The sequence below is a fragment of the Azospirillum baldaniorum genome (genome assembly GCF_003119195.2).
Lineage (GTDB): Bacteria > Pseudomonadota > Alphaproteobacteria > Azospirillales > Azospirillaceae > Azospirillum > Azospirillum baldaniorum.
Genome location: NZ_CP022253.1, coordinates 126,071 through 145,673, shown reverse-complemented (window position 1 = coordinate 145,673; position 19,603 = coordinate 126,071). Strand labels below are relative to the sequence as shown.

At 69.4% G+C, this 19,603-nt stretch carries 19 protein-coding genes and 1 tRNA gene; 12 read left to right on the top strand and 8 right to left on the bottom strand.

The genetic code is table 11. The features are described from left to right. Positions 1 to 294: 294 nt before the first annotated feature. The 5 genes from glnK (at position 295) to Sp245p_RS00575 (ending at position 6,457) form a co-directional block, all read left to right on the top strand. Positions 295 to 633: a P-II family nitrogen regulator gene (gene glnK / locus Sp245p_RS00595; RefSeq protein ID WP_014239038.1), complete on the top strand. Its 339-nt coding sequence runs from the start codon at positions 295 to 297 to the stop codon at positions 631 to 633. A gap of 351 nt (positions 634 to 984) precedes the next feature. Beyond that, positions 985 to 2,217 (top strand): aminotransferase class I/II-fold pyridoxal phosphate-dependent enzyme, encoded by a 1,233-nt coding sequence (locus Sp245p_RS00590; RefSeq protein WP_041810848.1) that lies wholly within the window; start codon positions 985 to 987, stop codon positions 2,215 to 2,217. Between the two features lie 87 nt (positions 2,218 to 2,304). After that, positions 2,305 to 4,827 carry a DNA translocase FtsK gene (locus Sp245p_RS00585; RefSeq protein ID WP_014239040.1) on the top strand — a complete coding sequence of 841 codons (2,523 nt, stop codon included), beginning with the start codon at positions 2,305 to 2,307 and terminating at the stop codon, positions 4,825 to 4,827. Positions 4,828 to 5,022: 195 nt separating this feature from the next. Beyond that, positions 5,023 to 5,685 (top strand): LolA family protein, encoded by a 663-nt coding sequence (locus Sp245p_RS00580; protein WP_014239041.1) that lies wholly within the window; start codon positions 5,023 to 5,025, stop codon positions 5,683 to 5,685. 151 nt (positions 5,686 to 5,836) lie between these two features. Further along, complete coding sequence (locus Sp245p_RS00575; protein WP_014239042.1) at positions 5,837 to 6,457, top strand: HdeD family acid-resistance protein; 621 nt, start codon at positions 5,837 to 5,839, stop codon at positions 6,455 to 6,457. A gap of 4 nt (positions 6,458 to 6,461) precedes the next feature. On the opposite strand, the gene Sp245p_RS00570 is transcribed toward Sp245p_RS00575, so the two are convergent. Further along, the gene (locus Sp245p_RS00570; protein ID WP_014239043.1) at positions 6,462 to 7,994 is read right to left on the bottom strand and encodes a YifB family Mg chelatase-like AAA ATPase; all 1,533 of its coding nucleotides are present in this window, start codon (positions 7,992 to 7,994) and stop codon (positions 6,462 to 6,464) included. A gap of 168 nt (positions 7,995 to 8,162) precedes the next feature. Here Sp245p_RS00570 and Sp245p_RS00565 point away from each other — a divergent pair, with 168 nt between their 5' ends. The 4 genes from Sp245p_RS00565 (at position 8,163) to Sp245p_RS00550 (ending at position 12,354) form a co-directional block, all read left to right on the top strand. Then, positions 8,163 to 8,909, top strand: coding sequence for a creatininase family protein (locus Sp245p_RS00565; RefSeq protein WP_014239044.1), 747 nt, complete (start codon positions 8,163 to 8,165; stop codon positions 8,907 to 8,909). An 88-nt stretch (positions 8,910 to 8,997) separates the two neighbouring features. Continuing rightward, positions 8,998 to 10,509 (top strand): ABC transporter substrate-binding protein, encoded by a 1,512-nt coding sequence (locus Sp245p_RS00560; protein ID WP_014239045.1) that lies wholly within the window; start codon positions 8,998 to 9,000, stop codon positions 10,507 to 10,509. 40 nt (positions 10,510 to 10,549) lie between these two features. After that, positions 10,550 to 11,497 (top strand): ABC transporter permease, encoded by a 948-nt coding sequence (locus tag Sp245p_RS00555; protein WP_109138320.1) that lies wholly within the window; start codon positions 10,550 to 10,552, stop codon positions 11,495 to 11,497. Between the two features lie 23 nt (positions 11,498 to 11,520). Then, complete coding sequence (locus Sp245p_RS00550) at positions 11,521 to 12,354, top strand: ABC transporter permease (protein WP_109138319.1); 834 nt, start codon at positions 11,521 to 11,523, stop codon at positions 12,352 to 12,354. Positions 12,355 to 12,528: 174 nt separating this feature from the next. Here the strand turns inward: Sp245p_RS00550 and gpt are convergent, their stop codons facing one another. Further along, the gene (gene gpt / locus Sp245p_RS00545; protein ID WP_014239049.1) at positions 12,529 to 13,029 is read right to left on the bottom strand and encodes a xanthine phosphoribosyltransferase; all 501 of its coding nucleotides are present in this window, start codon (positions 13,027 to 13,029) and stop codon (positions 12,529 to 12,531) included. A 170-nt stretch (positions 13,030 to 13,199) separates the two neighbouring features. Here gpt and Sp245p_RS00540 point away from each other — a divergent pair. Further along, positions 13,200 to 13,276: transfer RNA gene (locus tag Sp245p_RS00540), tRNA-Arg, on the top strand. Positions 13,277 to 13,353: 77 nt separating this feature from the next. Here the strand turns inward: Sp245p_RS00540 and Sp245p_RS00535 are convergent. After that, on the bottom strand, positions 13,354 to 13,533 hold the full coding sequence (locus Sp245p_RS00535; RefSeq protein ID WP_014239051.1) for a hypothetical protein: 180 nt from the start codon (positions 13,531 to 13,533) through the stop codon (positions 13,354 to 13,356). Positions 13,534 to 14,192: 659 nt separating this feature from the next. Between Sp245p_RS00535 and Sp245p_RS00530 the strand changes: the two genes are divergently transcribed. Then, positions 14,193 to 14,744: a YgjV family protein gene (locus Sp245p_RS00530; protein WP_014239054.1), complete on the top strand. Its 552-nt coding sequence runs from the start codon at positions 14,193 to 14,195 to the stop codon at positions 14,742 to 14,744. Between the two features lie 58 nt (positions 14,745 to 14,802). Here the strand turns inward: Sp245p_RS00530 and Sp245p_RS00525 are convergent, their stop codons facing one another. Next, positions 14,803 to 15,318, bottom strand: a complete 516-nt coding sequence (locus tag Sp245p_RS00525; RefSeq protein ID WP_014239055.1) for a YciE/YciF ferroxidase family protein — start codon at positions 15,316 to 15,318, stop codon at positions 14,803 to 14,805. Between the two features lie 191 nt (positions 15,319 to 15,509). Between Sp245p_RS00525 and Sp245p_RS00520 the strand changes: the two genes are divergently transcribed. Beyond that, positions 15,510 to 15,977, top strand: a complete 468-nt coding sequence (locus tag Sp245p_RS00520) for a PA2169 family four-helix-bundle protein (RefSeq protein WP_014239056.1) — start codon at positions 15,510 to 15,512, stop codon at positions 15,975 to 15,977. A gap of 24 nt (positions 15,978 to 16,001) precedes the next feature. Here Sp245p_RS00520 and Sp245p_RS00515 read toward each other — a convergent pair whose 3' ends face one another. From Sp245p_RS00515 to Sp245p_RS00500, 4 genes are all read right to left on the bottom strand, one after another. Next, a complete protein-coding gene (locus Sp245p_RS00515; RefSeq protein WP_041810850.1) occupies positions 16,002 to 16,199 on the bottom strand; it encodes a DUF1289 domain-containing protein in 198 nt (65 codons plus the stop codon). A gap of 99 nt (positions 16,200 to 16,298) precedes the next feature. Next, positions 16,299 to 16,832, bottom strand: coding sequence for a ferritin-like domain-containing protein (locus Sp245p_RS00510; protein ID WP_014239058.1), 534 nt, complete (start codon positions 16,830 to 16,832; stop codon positions 16,299 to 16,301). Further along, positions 16,829 to 17,671 carry a 2-oxoacid:ferredoxin oxidoreductase subunit beta gene (locus Sp245p_RS00505; protein ID WP_014239059.1) on the bottom strand — a complete coding sequence of 281 codons (843 nt, stop codon included), beginning with the start codon at positions 17,669 to 17,671 and terminating at the stop codon, positions 16,829 to 16,831. The genes Sp245p_RS00510 and Sp245p_RS00505 overlap by 4 nt, the downstream gene beginning before the upstream one ends. Before the next feature lie 20 nt (positions 17,672 to 17,691). Further along, complete coding sequence (locus tag Sp245p_RS00500) at positions 17,692 to 19,413, bottom strand: 2-oxoacid:acceptor oxidoreductase subunit alpha (protein ID WP_014239060.1); 1,722 nt, start codon at positions 19,411 to 19,413, stop codon at positions 17,692 to 17,694. Positions 19,414 to 19,603 lie beyond the last annotated feature (190 nt).

Genomic DNA, 19,603 nt, shown 5'->3' with positions numbered 1-19,603 from the left:
TAGACGGGTACGAACAATCGTTCCGCTTGGTCCGGATGTCCAGCGGCGCTGCGTCGCGGCCCCCGAATTGCGTAATTATTGGGCATGACCTGCCCAATCGATCGGCGAAACAGCCAAAAACCGCTGAAAAGGGCCGATTCTGCAACCGGCACGATTTTTGAAGACATTGCTTTTTATGGTCGAGGCGAACACGCTCGAGTCACGTTCGGAAAACCCGCCGCCACGGCGGGATCGGCCGAGGGGGGACCGGGCGACCGCAGGGGCCCGCAAACACGCATACCAAGGGGAAGCCACATGAAACTGGTTATGGCCATCATCAAGCCGTTCAAGCTCGACGAAGTGCGCGAGGCGCTGACGTCGCTCGGGATCCAGGGCCTGACGGTGAGCGAGGTCAAGGGCTTCGGACGCCAGAAGGGTCAGACCGAGATCTACCGCGGCGCCGAGTATTCCGTGAGCTTCCTGCCCAAGGTGAAGGTCGAGGTCGCGGTGTCCGACGACCAGTACGAGCAGGTGGTCGAGGCGATCCAGAAGGCCGCCAACACCGGCCGCATCGGCGACGGCAAGATCTTCGTGCTGGACATCGCCCAGGCCGTGCGCATCCGCACCGGCGAGACCAACAGCGAAGCTCTCTGAGGCGTCCTGGAGGAAGCGGACAGGGCGGGGCGTCATGGCCCGGCCCCTCCCGCGAGGGGGGAAGGCGCGTCCGCTTTTTCTTGCCGCGGGGCATCGATGATCTGCCCGGTGACTTGAGGCCGGGAACGCCAGTCTTTCCACCGTGGCGCCAAGGCCGCCGGAACGGGCGGCGTATGCTTTCCCTTGACCGGGCTTCGTCCGGTTTTGTGCCCTTGTGCCGGGACTCCACCGCCGGTAGGATCGTTTCCGTTTCGTATCGGGCAGAGGCCCCCGGAGGCCCCTGACGGGCCGTGCCCCTCGGGGCCGGCCCGGCCTTCTCGGGCCGTCCTCATGGAAAGGATTCTCGGCGGCATGTCGCTCCCGGACCTCGGCACCTTCGCTCTCGTCAACGACCGGCTCGACCGGCTGTCGGACTACCCCTTCACCCGGCTGGCGGCCCTGCTGTCCGGGGTGACGCCGCGCGCCAACGCAGAACCGATCATGATGTCGGTGGGTGAGCCGCAGCACCAGCCGCCGGCCATCATCGACGAGACGCTGCGCGCCAACGCCCATCTGTGGGGCAAATACCCGCCGGTCGGCGGCACGCCGGAGTTCCGCGAGGCGGTGGGCGCTTGGCTGGCCCGCCGCTACGCCCTGCCCGACGGGCTGTTCGACGCCGAGAAGTCGGTCCTGCCGGTGTCCGGCACGCGCGAGGCGCTGTTCCTCCTCGCCCTGCTGGCCGTGCCGCCGAGCAAGGCGGGCCGCCAGCCGGCGGTGCTGATGCCCAACCCCTTCTACGCGCCCTACGAGGGGGCGGCGCTGCTCGCCGGGGCCGAGCCGGTGTTCCTGCCCTCCACCCGCGAGACCGGCTTCCTGCCCGACCTCGACGCGCTGACGCCGGAGCTGCTGGAGCGCACGGCGCTGTTCTACCTCTGCACCCCGGCCAACCCGCAGGGGGCGGCCGCCGACGCGGCCTATCTGGAGCGGGCGATCGGGCTGGCGCGGCGCTACGGCTTCATCCTGGCGGTGGACGAGTGCTACGCCGAGATCTACCTGGACAAGCCGCCGGTCGGCGCGCTCCAGGTCGCGTCGGGTCTCGATCACGGCGGGAAGCCTTGGGCGAACATCCTGGTCTTCCATTCCCTGTCCAAGCGGTCGAGCGCCGCCGGGCTGCGCTCGGGCTTCGTGGCCGGCGATCCGGAACTGATGTCCCGCTTCACCCGCTTGCGCAGCTACTCCAACGCCGGGATGCCGCTGCCGGTGCTGGCCGCCAGCGCCGCCCTGTGGCGGGACGAGGCCCATGTCGAGGAGAACCGCGCGCTCTACCGCGCCAAGTTCGACGCGGCGGAGGCTTCGCTGAAGGGGCGTTACGGCTACTACCGGCCTGACGGCGGCTTCTTCCTGTGGCTGGAGGTCGGCGACGGCGAGGAGGCGACGCGCCGCCTGTGGGCGGAGGGCGGCATCCGCGTGCTGCCCGGCGCCTACCTGACCCGCTGCAACCCCGGCGAGGCCAACCCCGGCGCGCCCTTCATCCGCATCGCGCTGGTGAACGACGCCGAGACGGTCGCCCACGCCTGCAGCACCATCGCCCGTATCCTGGGATAAGAGCCGCCCGGTTCGGCTCACGTCACCCCGGTCTTTCGCCCCCGAAGGACGGGTCCGGTTCAGCACGTTCTTGAGGACCTTCTGCCCATGGCACGACCCGCAGGCCCCCGCAGCGGAAGCGGCAAAAGCGCCGGAGCACGGCCCGCCGGTGCGCGGCCGGAGAAGCCGCCCTTCTTCTCGCCCGCCACGCGCGCCTTCGTGGTGGCGCGGGCGCGCGAACTGGCGGGCTTCGCGCTGGGTGTGGTCGGTCTGGTGCTGATGGTCATCCTGGGCAGCTACAACCCGGCCGACCCCTCGTGGAACGCGGTTCCGGCGGCGAACACCCACATCCACAACCTGTTCGGCCGTTTCGGCGCCCATCTGGCGGACGTCCTGATCCAGTCGCTGGGCTGGGCGGCCTATCTGCTGGCGCTGGTCCCGATGATGTGGGGCTGGCGGCTCAGCCTGCAGAAGAGCATCCGCCACCCGCTGTTCCGCAGCGTGCTGGCGGTGTGGGGCGTGCTTCTGGTCGCCATGTTCCTGGCCGGGATGGGCGGCGGGGGCGAGGACCCGCTGAACGGCCATCCCGGCGGCAGCTTCGGCATCGTCCTGCTGGACGGGGTCAGCAAGCTGCTGTTCGGCGGCCCCGGCAATCCGCTGGTCGGCACCGTGGCCGGCGTGGCCGGCGGGTTGATCCTGTTCGTCGCCATGGGCCTGTCGATCCGCGAATGGGCGGCCAGCCTGCGCGAGACCGCCGCCGGCCTCGCCCGCCTCGGGCGGGGCGCGCGGGCCGGCGTGTCCTTCGTGCGCGACAAGGGCGCGGAGGCCGTGCGCAATGCGGTTCACCAGACCGGTGGCCTGCTGCGGCGGGAGCCCAGCCTCGCCACCGCGGACAAGAAGGCGGTTGCCCCGACTCTCGACGACACACCGGACGAGGACGGCGGCGCCATCACCCTGCGCGCCGCGCCGCGCGGCCGGCTGTCCGACTCCATCAGCGTCGAGCCGCGCGTGGAGGCCAAGACCCGCGCCGTTCCGGTGGTCACCCCGCCCGCCGGCGGCAAGAAGGCCGCCGACCAGGGACGCCCGTCCAAGCAGGCCGCCCTCAATCTGGAGGAGGCGGACGGCTACGAGCTGCCGCCGCTCGACCTGCTCCAGATCGTCCCGACCAGCGTGCGCGGCGAGAAGGTGGACGAGGCGGCGCTGCGCGAGAACGCGGTGAAGCTGGAAGGCGTGCTGTCCGACTTCGGTGTGCGCGGCGAGGTGCAGAAGGTCCATCCCGGCCCGGTCGTCACCCTCTATGAGCTGGAGCCGGCCCCCGGCACCAAGTCGTCCCGCGTCATCGGTCTGGCCGACGACATCGCCCGCTCGATGAGCGCGGTGTCCGTGCGTGTCGCCGTGGTGCCGGGCCGCAACGTCATCGGCATCGAGCTGCCCAACGCCAAGCGCGAGACGGTGCTGCTGCGCGAATTGCTGGCCGGCGACGTCTTCGACAAGACGGCGGGCAAGCTGTTGCTGGCGCTCGGCAAGGACATCGGCGGCCAGTCGGTGGTGGCCGACCTCGCCCGCTTCCCGCACCTGCTGGTCGCCGGCACGACGGGCTCGGGCAAGTCGGTGGCGATCAACACGATGATCCTGTCGCTGCTCTACCGGCTGCCGCCCGACCGCTGCCGCTTCATCATGATCGACCCCAAGATGCTGGAGCTGTCGGTCTATGAGGGCATTCCCCATCTGCTGACGCCGGTCGTCACCGATCCCAAGAAGGCGGTGGTCGCCCTGAAATGGACGGTGCGGGAGATGGAGGACCGCTACCGCAACATGTCCAAGCTGGGCGTGCGCAACATCGAGGGCTACAACGCCCGCCTGCGCGAGGCCCGCGCCGACGGCGAACTGCTGACCCGCCGCGTCCAGACCGGCTTCGATCCCGACACCGGCAAGCCGATCTTCGAGGAGCAGCCGCTCGACCTGAAGGAACTGCCCTACATCGTGGTCATCGTGGACGAGATGGCCGACCTGATGCTGGTGGCCGGCAAGGACATCGAGGCGGCGATCCAGCGGCTGGCCCAGATGGCCCGCGCCGCCGGCATCCACCTGATCATGGCGACGCAGCGCCCGTCGGTGGACGTCATCACCGGCACCATCAAAGCCAACTTCCCGACCCGCATCAGCTTCCAGGTCACCTCCAAGATCGACAGCCGCACCATCCTCGGCGAGCAGGGGGCGGAGCAGCTCCTCGGCCAGGGCGACATGCTCTATATGGCCGGCGGCGGCCGCATCACCCGCGTCCACGGCCCCTTCGTCGCCGACGGCGAGGTCGAGCAGGTGGTGAAGTTCCTGAAAACCCAGGGCGAGCCGAGCTACGTCGACGCCATCACCGAGGAGGACGACGAGGACGGCGGCTCCTTCGACGACGGGTCGGGTGCCGGCGGCGGATCGGGCGACGACCTCTACGACAAGGCGGTGGCGGTGGTCTGCCGCGAGCGCAAGGCGTCGACCAGCTTCATCCAGCGCCAGCTCCGCATCGGCTACAACTCCGCCGCCCGTCTGATCGAGCGGATGGAGACCGAAGGCGTGGTCAGCAAGCCCAACCACGCCGGCAAGCGCGAGGTCCTGGCCCGCAACATCGAGGAGTGAGCGGGTGCTTGCCCCCACCCCGGTCCTCCCCCGCTAACGCAGGGGAGGGAGTTTAGCGCAAAGCGGCGGCAGTCCCCTCCCCTGCGTTAGCGGGGGAGGGTTAGGGTGGGGGCATCGAGAGTTCGCTTTAATCCTTGGAACCACCACCGCCGCGCCCCATTTCCGCCCGGAACGTCCGGTTACCTAGCAGGCATCATGAAGATCCCGTTCCGCCGCATTCTGGCTGCCGCTGCCGTCGCTCTGTCCGTCACCACGGCGGGAGCGGTCCTCGACCCCGCGCAGGCCGCGCCGCGCGCCGCCGCCCTGTCCGCCCAGGACCAGGCGCTGGTGGCCCAGGCGGAAAGCTATCTGAACGGCATCGGCACGCTGCAATCGAAGTTCGTGCAGGTCGCCCCGAACGGGCACCAGACCGCCGGCACCTTCTACCTCGCGCGCCCTGGCCGGATGCGGCTGGAGTACGACCCGCCGGTGAAGGACTTCGTCGTCGCCGACGGCGCCTTCATCTTCTATTGGGACGGGGAGATGCGGCAGCAGTCCAGCGCCCCCATCGGCAGCACGCTGGCCGACTTCATCCTGCGCAAGAACATCCGGCTGTCCGGCGACGTGACGGTAACCGGCGTCTATCAGGCGCCGGGGCTGGTGGAGATCAGCCTGACCGAGACCAAGGACCCCGGCAAGGGCACCCTGACGCTGGTCTTCGAGGATCGGCCCTTCCAACTCCGCAAATGGCGGGTGCTGGACGCCCAGGGGCTGACGACCGAGGTGGCGCTGATGAACCCGCGCGAGGGCATGCAGTTCGACTCGAAGCTCTTCTACTTCATTGAACCCAGCAAGGGCGACTACGGCCGCAGCAACTGATCCGCCCCGGCGGGTTTGCACGGAAGTCGCGCGAATCCCGCCGCTGCGACAACCCGCCGCCGCAACGAAGTCCTCCTGATCCTGTTGCCGTGATGTATCGGGCGCGCTCACCCGCCCCCGGTGCACTCGAACGGATGAGGGGAGACGAGACATGGCTACGGAGGCGATCTACGAAGCCCGGCGGGTCCAGGGCATGAACGATCTGCTGGCGCGCAACTGGTGGGCGCTGGCGTTGCGCGGTGCCGGGGCGGTGATGCTCGGCCTGCTGGCTTTCCTTCTGCCAGGGGCGACGGTCGCCACTCTGGCGGTTCTGCTCGCGGCCTACCTGCTGATGGACGGGCTGTTCGCCATCGTCGGCGGCGTCCGCGCCGCCCAGGCGCAGGAGCGCAGCCTGCCCTTCATTCTCGACGGCGTGGTCAGTCTGGTGGCGGGCGCCGTGGCCCTGCTGTGGCCGGAGGCGAGCCTGTTCGCGCTGATCTTCGTGATCGCCGCCTGGTCGGTCATCACCGGATTCGCCAAGATCATGACGGCGTGGCGCATGCACCGCACCCATGGCAAATGGGCCTGGGGCGTGGCCGGCGCCCTGTCGGTGCTGTTCGGTTTCGGCATGTGGGTCCTGCCGTCGCTGGGCTTGCTGGCCGTGGCGCTGGGTGTGGGCAGCTATCTGATCGCCTATGGCGCGCTGGCCATCATCACCGCCGTCCGCCTGCGCCGCTGCCTGCACGACCGGAACCATCATTCCAACCACGGCAACGCCGTGGCGGCGGAGTAAAAGCTTATCGTCCGGGGGCGATGCGGCGGTAGCCGAGCGCCTCCGCGATGTGCGGGCGGCGCACGCCGCCCCCGCCATCCAAGTCGGCCAGCGTGCGGGCGACGCGCATGACCCGGTGATAGCCGCGGGCCGAGAGCTTCAGCCGCTCCGCCGCTTCGGTCAGCAGGGCTCGGCCCGGCTGGTCGGGGGCGGCGGCCTTCTCCAGCAGTTCGCCATCCGCCTCGGCGTTGGTGCGCACCGCCCGGCCCTCGGGAAAGGGGCCGAAACCGGCGTAGCGCTCCGCCTGGACGGCGCGGGCCACCGCCACGCGGGCGGCCACGTCGGCGCTGCCCTCGGCGGGTGGCGGCAGGCTGAGGTCGGCGGGGCTGACGGCGGGCACGTCGATGTGCAGGTCGATGCGGTCGAACAGCGGCCCGCTGATCTTCGACTGATAGTCGGCCGCGCATTTCGGCGCGCGGGCGCAGGCCAGCGACGGGTCATCGAGATGGCCGCAACGGCAGGGGTTCATGGCGGCGATCAACTGCACCCGCGCCGGGTAGGTCACATGGTGGTTCACGCGGCTGACCACGGCCTTGCCGGTCTCCAGCGGCTGGCGCAGAGCCTCCAGCGTGCCGCGCGGGAATTCAGGCAATTCGTCCAGGAACAGCACGCCCTTGTGGGCGAGCGAGATTTCCCCCGGCTTGGCGCGCGACCCGCCGCCGACCAGGGCGGGCAGACTGGCCGACTGGTGCGGCGACCGATAGGGGCGCTGGCGCAGCAGTTTGCCGCCCTCCAGCAGCCCGGCGACGCTGTGGATCATCGACACCTCCAGCGCTTCCGCCGGGTCGAGCGGCGGCAGCAGGCCCGGCAGCCTTGCGGCCAGCATCGACTTGCCGGAGCCGGGCGGCCCGATCATCAGCAGATTGTGCGATCCGGCGGCGGCAACCTCCAGCGCACGTTTGGCCGTCTCGTTGCCCTTGACGTCGCGCAGGTCGAGCGGCGCCCCGGCGCTCTCCTGGATGCGCGGACGGGGGCGGGTCAGCACCTGCTGGCCGCGGAAATGGTTGATGAGCGCGAGCAGCGTCGCGGGTGCCAGCACGTCCAGCCCCTCGCCCGCCCAGGCGGCCTCCCCGCCGCAGGCCTCCGGGCAGATCAGCCCGCGGTCGTGGGCCAGCGCGTTGATCGCCGCCGGCAGCACCCCGGCCACCGGAGTCAGCGCCCCGTCCAGCGCCAACTCGCCCAGCGCGCAATAGCGGCTCATCTCCAGGTCGGGCAGCACGCCCATGACGGTCAGCAGGGCCAGCGCGATGGGCAGGTCGAAATGGCTGCCCTCCTTCAGCACGTCCGCCGGGGCGAGGTTGACGGTGATCCGCTTGGCCGGCAGGGCGAGACCGAGCGCGTGCAGCGCCGCCCGCACCCGCTCTCGGCTTTCGCCCACCGCCTTGTCGGGCAGGCCGACCACGGTGAAGGCGACGATGCCGCCGGACATCTGCACCTGAACGTCGATGTCCAGAACCTCGATGCCCTGGAACGCAACCGTGTTGATCCGCGCAACCATGCCAGACGCCATGCTTTGGGAAATGCACGCGAGTGTATGGTCGGGCGAAGGGAATTGCCAGCGCGCCGGGCGGCGCAGGGCCGTTCTGCGGCCAAGCGGCCTTGGGCGGCGGGCGGTGCTGCCCTACACTTCTTCCCAGAGCAAAACACACAGCAAGGGTCAGAGACCGTGCAGCTTCTTCTCAGCACCTGGGCCGAGGCCGAGGCTTACCTGAAGACCTCCAAAGGCATCATCCTGCCCATCGGCTCCACCGAGCAGCATGGGCCGAACGGCCTGATCGGCACCGACGCCATCTGCGCCGAGGTGGTGGCCCGCGGCGTCGGCGACGCCACCGGGGCCATGGTCGGGCCGACCATCCCGGTGGGCATGGCCGTGCACCACATGGACTTCGCCGGCTCGATGACGCTGAAGCCCTCCACCCTGATCGCTCTGCTGCGCGACTATGTGATGTCGCTGGCCGAGCATGGGTTCGAGCGCTTCTTCTTCGTCAACGGCCATGGCGGCAACGTCGCGTCGGTCCGCGCCGCCTTCTACGAGATCTACGCGGAGAACCGCGCCCTGCGCGGCCGGCAGGCGCCGGAGCTGCGCTGCACCCTGGTCAACTGGTGGGAGAACCAGGAGATCGGCCGCCTGTCGCGGGAGCTGTTCGGCGGCAAGGAAGGCTCGCACGCCACGCCCAGCGAGGTGTCGCTGACCCAGTACGCCTATCCCGAGTCGATCAAGACGGCGGCGATGGACCCGGAGACCGCGTCGCCCGGCGGCTTCTACGACGCCCGCGACTTCCGGCGGCGCCACCCGGACGGGCGCATCGGCTCCGCCCCCGGCCTCGCCTCGCCGGAGCACGGCAAGCGGCTGTTCGACACGGCGGTGGAGGCGATTTCCCGCCAGTACGGCGCCTTCCTGGCGGAGGCGTGAGCGGAAAAGCCTGCCTGCGGTCTTGAACTCGGGCGGGGCTTCACCGCATCATCCCGCGCCGAGACAACGATTGGGGGAAACAGCCGTCATGCCGAACCGCCAGAGGCGCACCGCGCTCGCCATCACCATGGGAGCGGTCCTCGGGCTGGCCGGCGCGCTGGTCGCCGGTCCGGTCCTCGCGCAGACGGCCCCCCGCACGGATCTGGTGGTCGGGATGCGGCTGGAGCCGCCGCACCTCGACCCCACTGCGGGTGCGGCCGCGGCCATCGACGAGGTGACCTACGCCAACCTGTACGAGCCGCTGACCCGCATCGACGCCGAAGGCAAGGTGGTGCCGGGCCTCGCCGAGAAGTGGGAGGTGTCGGCGGACGGGCTGACCTACACCTTCCATCTGCGCAAGGGGGCGAAGTTCCACGACGGCAGCGACGCCGATTCGGCGGACGTCACGTTCTCGCTGGATCGCGCGCGCGGTGCCGAGTCGGTCAACGCGCAGAAAGGCTATTTCGCCGCCATCGCCGGGGTCGAGGCGCCGGACGCGCGGACCGTGGTGGTCACCCTGTCGCGGCCGGACGGGCTGTTCCTCTTCCACATGGCCTCGGGCGACGCCGCCATCGTCGCGCCGGAATCGGCGGGCGCCAACAAGCAAACCCCGGTCGGCACCGGCCCCTTCAAGTTCGAGCGCTGGGTGGCCGGCGACCGGGTGGTTCTGGTGCGCAACCCCGACTATGACGGGCCGAAGCCGGCGCTGGAGCGCGTGACCTTCCGCTTTATCAGCGACCCGGCGGCCCAGGTCGCCGCGCTGAAGGCCGGCGACATCGACAGCTTCCCGCAGTTCGACACCTACGAGGCGCTGCCCCAGTTCCGCGACGACGGGGCCTTCACCGTCATGGTCGGCACGACGGAGGGGGAGACGATCCTCGGCACCAACAACGCCCGCAAGCCCTTCGATGATGTGCGGGTGCGCCGGGCCATGGCCCACGCCATCGACCGCAAGACGCTGATTGACGGGGTGCTGTTCGGCAACGGGGCGGCCATCGGCAGCCACTTCCCGCCGCACCGCGCCGGCTACGTCGACCTGACCGGCCTCTACCCCTACGACCCGGACAAGGCCAAGGCGCTGCTCGCCGAGGCCGGCCTTCCGGACGGGTTCGAGACGACGCTGCGCCTGCCGCCGCCGATCTACGCCCGCCGCTCCGGCGAGCTGATCGCCGCCATGCTGGCCGAGGTCGGCATCCGCGTGAAGATCGAGCCGATGGAATGGGCGCCCTGGCTGGAGCAGGTGTTCAAGGGCAAGGATTACGACCTGACCCTGATCGCCCACACGGAACCCCTGGACATCGACATCTACGGGCGCCCCGACTACTACTTCAACTACCGCAGCGAGCGCTTCAACGCCGTGGGGGCGGAGCTGGACCGCACCCAGGACCCTGCCAAGCGCAACGCCCTCTACGGCGAGCAGCAGCGCATCCTGGCCGAGGACGCGGTGAACGGCTTCCTCTTCATGCTGCCTTCGGCCACCGTGCAGAAGTCGGCGGTGCAGGGCATGTGGGTCAACCGCCCGATCCAGGCCAACGACGTGACGGGCGTCCGGTGGAAGTGACCCGGCGCGGCCGGACCGGACCCGGCGGGGGCTGACCCGGGTGCTCGCCTTCCTGGTGCGCCGTCTGCTCACCCTGGCGCTGACGGCGTGGCTGGCCACGCTGGTGGTCTTCGCCGTGCTGGAGGCGATCCCCGGCGACCCCGCCCTGGTCATGCTGGGCACCAGCGCGCAGCCGGAGGCGGTGGCCGCGCTGCGCGCCCAGATGGGGCTCGACCGGCCCTGGCCCGTCCGCTACGCCGGTTGGGTGGGCGGCATGCTGCATGGCGATTTCGGGACCAGCCTGACCTACGCGCGCCCGGTCGCCGGGCTGGTCGCCGACCGGCTGGCCATCACCCTGCCGCTGGCCGGGCTGGCGCTGGTCCTCTCGGCGGGCATCGCCATCCCGCTCGGCCTGTTCGCCGCCGGGCGGCAGGGGCGGGCCGGGGACTGGGCGGTCATGGCCTTCGGGCAGATGGGAATCGCGGTGCCCGGCTTCTGGTTCGCCATCCTGTTGATTCTGCTGTTTTCCGTTCGGCTGGGCTGGTTCTCCGCCGGTGGCTTCCCGGGGTGGGAGGCCGGGGCGGGGCCGGCGCTGAAGGCGCTGCTGCTGCCCGCCGTGGCGCTGGCCCTGCCGGAGGCGGCGATCCTGGCGCGCATCACCCGCACGGCGGCGCTCGACACGCTGCGCGAGGAGTATGTGCGCACGGCGGTCGCCAAGGGCCTGCCGCGCCGCGTGGTCCTGCGGCGCCATGTGTTGCCCAACGCGCTGATCCCCGTCGCCACCATCCTCGGCCTGCAATTCTCCTTTCTCGTCGCCGGGGCGGTGGTGGTGGAGAACGTCTTCACCCTGCCGGGGCTGGGCCGGCTGCTCTATCAGGCCATCGGCCAGCACGACCTGATCGTGGTGCAGAGCGTCGTCGTGCTGCTGGCGGTCACGGTGGTGGCGGTCAACGCGCTGGTTGACATCGCCTGCGCCGCCATCGACCCGCGCCCGCGGGTGATGGCATGACGGGGCCCACGAAAATGGGGGGGATGAGACGGCTGAGGCGCCTGCCGGCCAGCCTGCTGCTGGGCGGGTTGCTCACCGCGCTGGTGGTCGGGGCGGCGCTGCTGTCGCTGGTCTGGACGCCCTTCCCGGCGGAGCAGGTGCGGGTGGTCGCCCGGCTGCGCCCGCCGGGGCCGGTCCACTGGCTGGGCACCGACCATTTCGGGCGCGACGTGCTGTCGATGATCCTGGTCGGCGCGCGCAACTCGCTGGCCGTCGGGGCGGCCGCGGTGGCGCTGGGCGCCCTGCTGGGCGTGCCGTTGGGGCTGGCCGCTTCCGCCTGGGGGCGCTGGGGGGACGAGGCGGTGGCCCGGCTGGGCGATCTGCTGTTCGCCTTTCCCGCGGTGCTGACGGCGATCCTGCTGACGGCGGCGCTGGGGGCGGGGGCGGTGAACGTCGTGCTGGCGCTCGGCCTGTTCAACGCCGCGGTCTTCGCGCGGGTGGCGCGCGGGGCGGCGCTGGCCGTCTGGCGGCGGGACTTCGTGCGCGCCGCGCTGGCGCTGGGGCGCGGGCCGCTGTCGGTGACGCTGGTGCATGTGCTGCCCAACATCGCCGGGGTGGTGATCGTCCAGGGGACGGTGCTGTTCGCCGTGGCGGTGCTGAACGAGGCGGCGCTGAGCTATCTCGGCCTGGGCATCCAGCCGCCCTCGCCGTCCTGGGGCAAGATGCTGGGCGACGCGCAGACCTTCCTGTTCACCTCCCCCCTCCAGGCGATCTTTCCGGGGGCGGCCATCGCGGTGACGGTGCTGGGGCTGAACCTGCTGGGCGACGGGCTGCGCGACGCGCTCGACCCGCGCCACCGCTCGACGGGACTGCTGTAGAGTTGACACAAGACGGTTGGGCTTGTGTCAAGTGGCATGGTGTCCCCTCTCCCCTCTGGGGAGAGGGTTAGGGTGAGGGGGATGCGCGTGGCGGCACGTCCGGCACAAGCGCAACCCCCTCACCGGCCCTTCGGGCCACCCTCTCCCCAGGGGGAGAGGGTTGAATGAGGCAGGTCAGGCGCCGCGGTGCTGCTTGGCGATCGGCTGGGAGAATTGCAGCTCGATGTCCCACGGGAAGTGGATCCAGGTGTCCTGGCTCACTTCGGTGATGAAGGTGTCGACCAGCGGGCGGCCCAGCGGCTTGGCGTAGACGGTGGCAAAATGCGCCTTGGGCAGCATCTTGCGCACGATCACCGCGGTTTTGCCGGTGTCGACCAGATCGTCGATGATCAGCCAGCCTTCGCCTTCCCCGGCGTTGGCGCCTTCCACGCCCTTCAGGACCGTCGCCTCGCGCTGGTTCTGATGGTCGTAGCTGGAGACGCAGACGGTGTCGATCATGCGCAGTTCAAGCTCGCGCGCGATGATGGCCGCCGGGACGAGACCGCCACGGGTGATGGCGATGATGCCCTTCCAGGGACCCTTGTCAATCAGGCGCCAGGCCAACGCCTTGGCGTTGCGGTGAAGCTCCTCCCACGACACCGGGAAGTGCTTGTTGAACGGAACGGCTTCTGGCACGGCTATGGACTCCGAAAGAAACGTGCGCCGCTTATACCGCAAGCCCCACCGCCGGGCAATCGACCGCGTGAAAAGGCGAAAAAAGGTCTTGCAGCCCGGAATCCTTTTGAGTAAGTTGCGCGCCTCGACGACGGACGGTTACCGCCGCCGCTGGGAAGACAAACAGGAATGCGCCCGTAGCTCAGCTGGATAGAGCACCAGACTACGAATCTGGGGGTCAGGAGTTCGAATCTCTTCGGGCGCGCCATTCCTTCCGGTCTGCACAAGAAAGCCGCCCTTGGGCGGCTTTTGTGCGTTCTGGTGCTTGCCACACGGGCATCCACTTCAGCGGCTTTTCTTTTTCCGTGTCGTGCTCTTCGGCTTGGGCGGTTTGGTCATGGCGTTGAACAGGGCGGTCTGGTTGCGCCGGGCGGCGGCGTTGAACACGCCGCTCCAGAAACCGATCGCCTGACTGGCCGACCGGTTGGCCATGGACAGCCAGATGCTGTGTGGTGTCCCCTTCATGCTTCCCCCTTTCAAAAGCCCTGCCGATGAATTTCGGCCAAGGGTCAACAGCGCGGCGCGGTCATGCTCCCGCGACGATCGCACGGCGATGGCGGACCCGCGTCCATGACATGGTCAGGCCGACCCGCTCGGCGCAGCCATAGTGCCAGGGGCGGTTCTCGGCATCACCGGCCCAATGCGGTTCCCCGGCCCGCAAAGGTTTCCCGCAATGGCAACAGGTGGGTGGCGCGGGAAGACGTGCGGCGTCCCGTTTCGTCAGCTGGGTCATAGGGCATCTCATCCAGAGCGTCTTATTCCAGAGGCGTCTCAGGCACGGCGTTTCGGGAAGGCACGGCGTCGAGAGCGTGTGTTTTGTTGGGCGTGTCATCTTGCGGTGCGAAGAATGACCGCCCGGCCGTCCCGGGGAAACGTCGCAAAGGTGAAATGCCCATGGGGTGCCCCCGACCACAGGGGTATGCCCATGGTCAGGCCATAGGTCGCGAGATCGTTGGCATTAAACGCTTTTTGCCCTTATCGCGAATCGCCGCTGCGGGACGGGGCGCCCACTCTTGATCACACCCCGATTCACAGCCGGTTAACCATCGGCGCCTAGCGTCCGCCCCCTTCGCCGCGGCCTTTTGCTGCGGCGCAGCATTTTTCGAAGGGTGAAGGCGTTATCCATGGTTTTCCTGTTGCACTACCTGCCGTCCCTGTCGCTGGTCGCGGTGAGCGGGCTTGCCGGTCTGGCGTTGGGCGTCCTGTCCACGCTGCTTCAGGACCGGCGGGCGATCCTGACCGCGCAGGCCGGGGCCGGCGCGCTGTTCGTCCTCCACTTCTTCGCTCTGGGTGCCCATACGGGCATGCTGATGTGCGCGCTCGGCCTCGTGCAGATGGCCGCCGCCTATCCGGAACGGCGGCCGCGCTGGCTGCGCGTCCTGTTCGCCCTGACCGTGCCCGCGGCGTTGGCCGTCGCGGCGGCGACGTGGCAGGGGCCGATGTCCGCGCTGTCGGCGGCGGGCTTCATCCTGGGGACCATCGGGCGCTGGCAGAGCACGGTCGGCCGGATGCGGCTGTTCTTCCTGTCCTCGACGGTGGTCGGGGCCGGCCACAACGCGCTGGCCGGTTCGGCCTTCGGGCTGGCGTCGGACGCGATGACCCTGTCCGGCCATCTGCTCGCCCTGTGGCGCGCCCGCCCGGCGGTTCGCCGGCGGTCGGCGCTGGCTGTGCATTGACGAACGGAAGCCGCGCCGGGGGCAGTGCCCCCGGCGCGGTTTTGGCGATGGATCGGGATCAGCGCTTCGCTTCGGCGGTGCCGGCGGTTTCCCGGCGCTCCAGATAGGTCTTGGTGAGCTGCGGCAGGCGCTGTTCCAGCCACGCGGCCATTTCCAGCTCCTCGTCCAGGCTCGGCTGGAGCATGCGGGCGATCTCCGGCTCCCCGGCCTGTTCCGCGGCGGAAATCAGGGCGCGGTAGTTGGCGATCTCGAAATGCTCGAAGGAATAGTCGAAGATCGACGCCTTCACGATCTCGTCGGACGCCACGACCCCGGACAGCGACTGGGCGTTGCCGATCAGCATGGCGACGCCGGTCTTGATCGCCGAGGTGTCGGTGCCCAGACGCTGCAGGCACTGCTTCAGCCGGTCGGCCTGCCGGTTCGACACCTCGATGTGCTCCTGCACCTTGGCGAGGACGTCCGGGTAGTTCTTGATGCGCTCCGCCTGCCGCTCCAGCATCTCGACGGCCTGGCTTTCCATGGCGTGGGCGTCGCGCAGCCAGTCGATCAGGGTTTCCTTGGTGGTGTTGGCCACAGGTCCTCTCCCTCGTTGCGTTATCGGACAGTCCATTGGGGATGGACCGACAACAGGCGGAGCAGCGGTTCGTCACCATCGGACGATGCGACCTGACCAAGCGGAGCACCCTTCGGATGCATCAAGGAACCTTCACCGGAGCGGGAGGTTTTTCAAAGCGGATGGGCAGACTGCCAGGGGAGGGAGCGGCCATGTCGGCAAATGAACCGGCCATGATGGGAAAAGATCAGATCGTCGACACCCTCAACGATCTGATCCGCATCGTCGAGGACAGCCACGAAGCCTATCGTCAGGCCGCGGAAGCCTTGGAGGACGAGGATATCAAGGCCCTGTTCAACGATCTGGCGGCCCAGCGCGGCGCCATCGTGCGCGAGGTGCAGCGCCTCGTCGCCGAGCAGGGCGGGGCGCCGGACATGGGCGGCACCGTGATGGGCGGCGCGCACCGCTTCTTCCTGGAACTGAAGAACAACGTGTTGGGGCACGACCGCGAGGCGATCCTCGCCGAGGTGCAGCGCGGCGAGGGCGAATGCGTCCGCGCCTACGAGGAGGCCCTGGCCAAGGAGCTTCCCCTGCCGATCACGGCGGTGGCGATCCAGCATCTCGACCGCATTCGCGCCGACCGCGACCGCATGACCCTGCTGCGCGGCGCCGCGGCCTGACGAAAGACACCGGTCGAGGGACGGTCACTCCGCGGCGGCGGCCTGCCGGTTCTCCAGATCGGCCAGCAGGGCGCGTTTCTGGTCGGCGTCCATGTGCTTCCAGCCGCGGATTTCCTCCAGCGTGCGCAGGCAGCCGATGCAATAGGCGCGGTCGGCGGTCAACTTGCACACGCTGACGCAGGGGGACGGGACGATGATGATATCAGGAGTTCCGTCGGTCATTCCGGGAGCCAAAAAGGAAACGGGACGGCGCTGGGCCGTCCCGTCCTTACCATCCGGTAGCGTCCGGTCTCAATCCCAAAGGCCTTTTGTCCGATCGTTTCAGTCGGAAATGTTGGGCGGGTCGGGATCGTCCGACCAGTCGTCCTTCGGGGCCGGGTAGCGCTCCAGCCACTTGCGGACCAGGGCGACGTGGCCGGCCTCCTCCTCCGCGAACTCGCGGGCGAGGCGGGCGACCTCCGGGTCCTTGGTCTCGGCGGCGACCGAGGCGTAGTAGTTGTTGCCCTGATGCTCGCTCAGCAGCGCCATCTTCAGCGCGTGGTGCGGCTTCATCAGGTAATGGGCGTTCTCGAAGGCCGCGGCCTCCGGGGACTCGGTGGTGGCGTCCCACTGGAACTCCCAGGGGGCGACCTTGGGCAGCGCGCCGAACTCCCGGGCGATCTGCTTCACCTCTTCGGCGTGTTTGGCCGAGTAGGTGGACAGATCGCGGAACAGCTTGGCGACCTCCACATTGTTGTGGGCCTCCATGCTGTCGGCCAGCTCGGTGTAGCGCTCCGCCGCCTCGATCTCCAGGGCCAGCGCGTGGGCCAGGAACAGACCGACGTTGGCGGCCCCGTTCAGCACTTTCGTCTTCATACCGCGAACCCCTCTTCGATCTGGGCGATGCTGCGGGTGGCCGCCGATTCCGGCTGGAACGGACGGCGGTTGCCGGCGAGGAAGATGCCGAGGCCGAACCCGTCGTCCTCCAGGACGGCGCGCATCGCCTCGTTCGGGTCGTCCGTCGGCTCGCGGCCGTAGGGATGGACCGTGCTCTTCCAGTTGCGCTGCTCGGGGCGGAAGGTGACGCAGGGGGACAGGATGTGGATGACCGAGAAGCCGGGGTGCCGCACGCCCTCCACGATCAGGCGCGCGACCTCGTTCGGGTTGTTGGAGAAGCCGCGGGCGACGAAGTTCGCGCCGCAGGCCAGCGCCAGGGCGACCGGCTGGATCGGGTTGACGCCCGGCCCTTCCGGGGTCAGCTTCGACTCGCACCAGTCGGCCTCGGTGGTCGGCGAGGCCTGGCCCTTGGTCATGCCGTAGACCTGGTTGTCCATGACGATGTAGGTCATGTCGACGTTGCGGCGGCAGGCGTGCAGGAAGTGGTTGCCGCCGATCGAGAAGCCGTCGCCGTCGCCGCCGAAGATCAGCACGTTCAGCTCCGGCCGGGCCAGCTTCACGCCGGACGCCACGGCCAGCGAGCGGCCGTGCACCGTGTGGTAGCCGTAGACGCTGGTGTAGGCGGGGATGCGCGACGAGCAGCCGATGCCCGACACCACGACGGTGTCGTGGCGCTCCAGCCCCATGGTCGCCATGGCGCGGGTGATGCCGGCCAGCACGGAATAGTCGCCGCAGCCGGGGCACCAGATGGGCTTCACGTCGGACTTGTAGTCGCCGGGCAGCGGGCCCACGACATCGTCGGTCAGATGGGTATCCATGGATTTCGTGCTCCGGCCGGTCAGATCAGGGAAAGAAGCGTCTCGTGCACCTCGCGGGCGCGGATCGGCAGCGGGCCGGGGCGGCTGAACACCGACACAGCACCCGGCAGGTCGTAATGCCCGCGGAGGAACTTGTGGAACTGGGCGCCGTGCGTCTGCTCGACGACCAGGACCTTCGAGACGCCGTCCAGCGCCGCGGCCAGCTTGGCCGGCTGGACCGGGGAGATCAGGCGGATGGCGACCAGCCGGGCCTTGGTGCCGGCGGCCTCCAGCCGGCGCACCGCCTCGCGCGACGGGCCGGTGGCGGAGCCCCAGGTGACGACGGCGATCTCGCCCTCGCCCTCGACATCGGCCCAGGCGTCGCCGTAGTCGTGGGAGGTCAGCTTGCGCAGCCGCTTGTCGAGCTGCTTCTGGTGATCGGACGCCTGCGAGGAGGGCAGGGCGTTCTCCGCATGCTCCAGCCCGTCGGCGGTGTGCTCGCCGCCCGGCATGCCGGGGATGGCGGCGGGGGAGACGCCCGACTCGGTGTCGGCGTAGCGCTTGTACTTCGCCTCGCCGCCGAGATCGGTCGCCAGCAGCCGGTTCGCCTTGTGGGGGGCGTCGGCCGGCTTGTCGACGATGGCGCGGGACTGGCCCATCGCCTGATCGGACAGCACGATCGCCGGGGTCTGCAGGGCCTCGGCCAGATGCACCGCCCACTGGGTGGTGAACAGGCAGTCGCCGATGGAGGTCGGGCCGACCACCAGATGCGGGGCGTCGCCGTGCAGGCCGTAGACGGCGATGTTCAGGTCGGACTGTTCGGACTTGGTCGGAATGCCGGTGGACGGGCCGCCGCGCTGCACGTCGACGATCACCACCGGGGTTTCGGAGGCCACGCCCAGGCCGATGCATTCGGTCATCAGCGACAGGCCGGGGCCGGCGGTCGCGGTGATCGAAGGCACGCCGCTGAAGGAGGCGCCCAGGCACATGGCGATGGAGGCCAGCTCATCCTCCGCCTGGACCAGCTTGCCGCCGGTCTTGGCGAGGTTGGGGGCCAGCCATTCCAGGATCTCGGTCGCCGGCGTGATCGGGTAGGCGGCGCAGAACTTCACCCCGCCCTTCAGCGCGCCCAGCCCGGCGGCCTCGTTGCCGGAGATGTTCCAGCGGGTGGCGCCCTCCTTGTTGGGGGCGGCCAGCTCCAGGCCGAGGTTCCAGCCGGCGGCCTCCTTGGACCCGGCGTCGATGCCGGCGTTGGACGCCTGGATGGCGGCGTCGCCCTTCTTGCCCAGAGCCTTCTGGATCACCGCGTCGATGCCGGCGCGCGGCAGGCCGACGATCGCCGCGACGGCGCCCAGCCCCACCATGTTGACGCGCCCGCCGGGGATGCGCCCGGCCAGTTCCTTGATCGGCAGCTCGACCTGTTTGGCGCCGCTGGCGGCCAGGACTGCGGGCACCTCGCCCTGGCTGGGGTCGGTGATGATGACGCTCTTCTCCGACAGGGGAAGCTCGGCCGCGAAGCGCTCCACATTCTGCCAGTCGAAGGCGATGATGATGTCGAAACGGTCCCCCGGACCGTGAACGGGTGTCGGCGACAGGCGAACGAGGGCGGCGGCTTCACCGCCACGGATCTGCGGGCCGGTGGACCGCGACATCAATCCGTACCATCCCACGTTGGCGGCGGCATCCAGCAGCATCTGTCCGGCGGTCATCGCGCCGGCGCCACCGCTGCCCACCAGGGCAATCGTGACCGAGTCCACTGTCATTGGTTAATCCCTTGCGTCCGAATGTGAGTCGCCCGACGCCCGTACGGCTACGTCAGCATTGCGGAACAGGGGAATGATCTGGCGCAAATCAGACGAAAGACGTCACGATTTTGCGAAGTCACGTCATGGAATGCTCCGACCAAGTCTTGATTGGTGAACGGCCATCCCTTGGCACCGACTGTTGCCGGGA

Bases quoted from the DNA above. Each gene is read 5' to 3' on its own strand.
- Sp245p_RS00560 (WP_014239045.1), top strand. From the start codon at position 8,998: ATGCCGAACCGCCAGAGGCGCACCGCGCTCGCCATCACCATGGGAGCG.
- Sp245p_RS00515 (WP_041810850.1), bottom strand. From the start codon at position 16,199: ATGACCGACGGAACTCCTGATATCATCATCGTCCCGTCCCCCTGCGTC.
- Sp245p_RS00585 (WP_014239040.1), top strand. From the start codon at position 2,305: ATGGCACGACCCGCAGGCCCCCGCAGCGGAAGCGGCAAAAGCGCCGGA.
- Sp245p_RS00590 (WP_041810848.1), top strand. From the start codon at position 985: ATGTCGCTCCCGGACCTCGGCACCTTCGCTCTCGTCAACGACCGGCTC.
- Sp245p_RS00530 (WP_014239054.1), top strand. From the start codon at position 14,193: ATGGTTTTCCTGTTGCACTACCTGCCGTCCCTGTCGCTGGTCGCGGTG.
- Sp245p_RS00550 (WP_109138319.1), top strand. From the start codon at position 11,521: ATGAGACGGCTGAGGCGCCTGCCGGCCAGCCTGCTGCTGGGCGGGTTG.
- Sp245p_RS00520 (WP_014239056.1), top strand. From the start codon at position 15,510: ATGTCGGCAAATGAACCGGCCATGATGGGAAAAGATCAGATCGTCGAC.
- Sp245p_RS00535 (WP_014239051.1), bottom strand. From the start codon at position 13,533: ATGAAGGGGACACCACACAGCATCTGGCTGTCCATGGCCAACCGGTCG.
- Sp245p_RS00575 (WP_014239042.1), top strand. From the start codon at position 5,837: ATGGCTACGGAGGCGATCTACGAAGCCCGGCGGGTCCAGGGCATGAAC.
- glnK (WP_014239038.1), top strand. From the start codon at position 295: ATGAAACTGGTTATGGCCATCATCAAGCCGTTCAAGCTCGACGAAGTG.
- Sp245p_RS00500 (WP_014239060.1), bottom strand. From the start codon at position 19,413: ATGACAGTGGACTCGGTCACGATTGCCCTGGTGGGCAGCGGTGGCGCC.
- Sp245p_RS00505 (WP_014239059.1), bottom strand. From the start codon at position 17,671: ATGGATACCCATCTGACCGACGATGTCGTGGGCCCGCTGCCCGGCGAC.
- Sp245p_RS00510 (WP_014239058.1), bottom strand. From the start codon at position 16,832: ATGAAGACGAAAGTGCTGAACGGGGCCGCCAACGTCGGTCTGTTCCTG.
- Sp245p_RS00580 (WP_014239041.1), top strand. From the start codon at position 5,023: ATGAAGATCCCGTTCCGCCGCATTCTGGCTGCCGCTGCCGTCGCTCTG.
- Sp245p_RS00570 (WP_014239043.1), bottom strand. From the start codon at position 7,994: ATGGTTGCGCGGATCAACACGGTTGCGTTCCAGGGCATCGAGGTTCTG.